The sequence below is a fragment of the Candidatus Pseudomonas auctus genome (genome assembly GCF_048654275.1).
GTDB classification, from domain to species: domain Bacteria; phylum Pseudomonadota; class Gammaproteobacteria; order Pseudomonadales; family Pseudomonadaceae; genus Aquipseudomonas; species Aquipseudomonas pharyngis.
The window spans coordinates 1,798-4,840 of sequence record NZ_JBJYZK010000028.1 but is presented as its reverse complement, the minus strand read 5'-3'; the positions used below and the strand labels follow the sequence as shown (position 1 = coordinate 4,840).

Here is a 3,043-nt window from a genome sequence, read left to right as displayed (position 1 = left end):
CTCTTTCGAGTCTACAGATTGCTTGGGTGTTATATGGTCAAGCCTCACGGGCAATTAGTATTGGTTAGCTCAACGCCTCACAGCGCTTACACACCCAACCTATCAACGTCGTAGTCTTCGACGGCCCTTCAGGGAACTCAAGGTTCCAGTGAGATCTCATCTTGAGGCAAGTTTCCCGCTTAGATGCTTTCAGCGGTTATCTTTCCCGAACATAGCTACCCGGCAATGCCACTGGCGTGACAACCGGAACACCAGAGGTTCGTCCACTCCGGTCCTCTCGTACTAGGAGCAGCCCCTCTCAAATCTCAAACGTCCACGGCAGATAGGGACCGAACTGTCTCACGACGTTCTAAACCCAGCTCGCGTACCACTTTAAATGGCGAACAGCCATACCCTTGGGACCGGCTTCAGCCCCAGGATGTGATGAGCCGACATCGAGGTGCCAAACACCGCCGTCGATATGAACTCTTGGGCGGTATCAGCCTGTTATCCCCGGAGTACCTTTTATCCGTTGAGCGATGGCCCTTCCATACAGAACCACCGGATCACTAAGACCTACTTTCGTACCTGCTCGACGTGTCTGTCTCGCAGTCAAGCGCGCTTTTGCCTTTATACTCTACGACCGATTTCCGACCGGTCTGAGCGCACCTTCGTACTCCTCCGTTACTCTTTAGGAGGAGACCGCCCCAGTCAAACTACCCACCATACACTGTCCTCGATCCGGATAACGGACCTGAGTTAGAACCTCAAAGTTGCCAGGGTGGTATTTCAAGGATGGCTCCACGCGAACTGGCGTCCACGCTTCAAAGCCTCCCACCTATCCTACACAAGCAAATTCAAAGTCCAGTGCAAAGCTATAGTAAAGGTTCACGGGGTCTTTCCGTCTAGCCGCGGATACACTGCATCTTCACAGCGATTTCAATTTCACTGAGTCTCGGGTGGAGACAGCGCCGCCATCGTTACGCCATTCGTGCAGGTCGGAACTTACCCGACAAGGAATTTCGCTACCTTAGGACCGTTATAGTTACGGCCGCCGTTTACCGGGGCTTCGATCAAGAGCTTCGCGTTAGCTAACCCCATCAATTAACCTTCCGGCACCGGGCAGGCGTCACACCCTATACGTCCACTTTCGTGTTTGCAGAGTGCTGTGTTTTTAATAAACAGTCGCAGCGGCCTGGTATCTTCGACCGGCGTGGGCTTACGCAGCAAGTGCTTCACCCTCACCGGCGCACCTTCTCCCGAAGTTACGGTGCCATTTTGCCTAGTTCCTTCACCCGAGTTCTCTCAAGCGCCTTGGTATTCTCTACCCAACCACCTGTGTCGGTTTGGGGTACGGTTCCTGGTTATCTGAAGCTTAGAAGCTTTTCTTGGAAGCATGGCATCAACCACTTCGTCGCCTAAAGGCAACTCGTCATCAGCTCTCGGCCTTGAAACCCCGGATTTACCTAAGATTTCAGCCTACCACCTTAAACTTGGACAACCAACGCCAAGCTGGCCTAGCCTTCTCCGTCCCTCCATCGCAATAACCAGAAGTACAGGAATATTAACCTGTTTTCCATCGACTACGCTTTTCAGCCTCGCCTTAGGGACCGACTAACCCTGCGTCGATTAACGTTGCGCAGGAAACCTTGGTCTTTCGGCGTGGGTGTTTTTCACACCCATTGTCGTTACTCATGTCAGCATTCGCACTTCTGATACCTCCAGCAAGCTTCTCAACTCACCTTCACAGGCTTACAGAACGCTCCTCTACCGCATCACTTGCGTGATACCCGTAGCTTCGGTGTATGGTTTGAGCCCCGTTACATCTTCCGCGCAGGCCGACTCGACTAGTGAGCTATTACGCTTTCTTTAAAGGGTGGCTGCTTCTAAGCCAACCTCCTAGCTGTCTAAGCCTTCCCACATCGTTTCCCACTTAACCATAACTTTGGGACCTTAGCTGACGGTCTGGGTTGTTTCCCTTTTCACGACGGACGTTAGCACCCGCCGTGTGTCTCCCATGCTCGGCACTTGTAGGTATTCGGAGTTTGCATCGGTTTGGTAAGTCGGGATGACCCCCTAGCCGAAACAGTGCTCTACCCCCTACAGTGATACATGAGGCGCTACCTAAATAGCTTTCGAGGAGAACCAGCTATCTCCGAGCTTGATTAGCCTTTCACTCCGATCCACAGGTCATCCGCTAACTTTTCAACGGTAGTCGGTTCGGTCCTCCAGTCAGTGTTACCTAACCTTCAACCTGCCCATGGATAGATCGCCCGGTTTCGGGTCTATTCCCAGCGACTAGACGCCCTATTAAGACTCGCTTTCGCTACGCCTCCCCTATTCGGTTAAGCTCGCCACTGAAAATAAGTCGCTGACCCATTATACAAAAGGTACGCAGTCACAGAACAAAGTCTGCTCCCACTGCTTGTACGCATACGGTTTCAGGATCTATTTCACTCCCCTCTCCGGGGTTCTTTTCGCCTTTCCCTCACGGTACTAGTTCACTATCGGTCAGTCAGTAGTATTTAGCCTTGGAGGATGGTCCCCCCATATTCAGACAAAGTTTCTCGTGCTCCGTCCTACTCGATTTCATGACTAAGAGACTTTCGCGTACAGGGCTATCACCCACTATGGCCGCACTTTCCAGAGCGTTCCGCTAATCTCAAAGCCACTTAAGGGCTAGTCCCCGTTCGCTCGCCACTACTAAGGGAATCTCGGTTGATTTCTTTTCCTCAGGGTACTTAGATGTTTCAGTTCCCCTGGTTCGCCTCTTGCACCTATGTATTCAGTACAAGATAACCATCTTGTGATGGCTGGGTTCCCCCATTCAGACATCTCCGGATCAAAGTCTGTTTGCCGACTCCCCGAAGCTTTTCGCAGGCTACCACGTCTTTCATCGCCTCTGACTGCCAAGGCATCCACCGTATGCGCTTCTTCACTTGACCATATAACCCCAAGCAATCTGGTTATACTGTGAAGACGACATTCGCCGAAAATTCGAATTTCTCAACTAAGAGAACTCACAAATTTTACCTTAGCCTGATCACCACCAGTGAAAGTGGCC

1 rRNA gene is annotated in these 3,043 nt (G+C 51.7%); it reads right to left on the bottom strand.

Features of this window, described 5'->3' with window-relative positions:
* Positions 1 to 33 precede the first annotated feature (33 nt).
* A 23S ribosomal RNA gene (locus ACKUG4_RS28175) occupies positions 34 to 2,924 on the bottom strand.
* Positions 2,925 to 3,043: the final 119 nt, after the last annotated feature.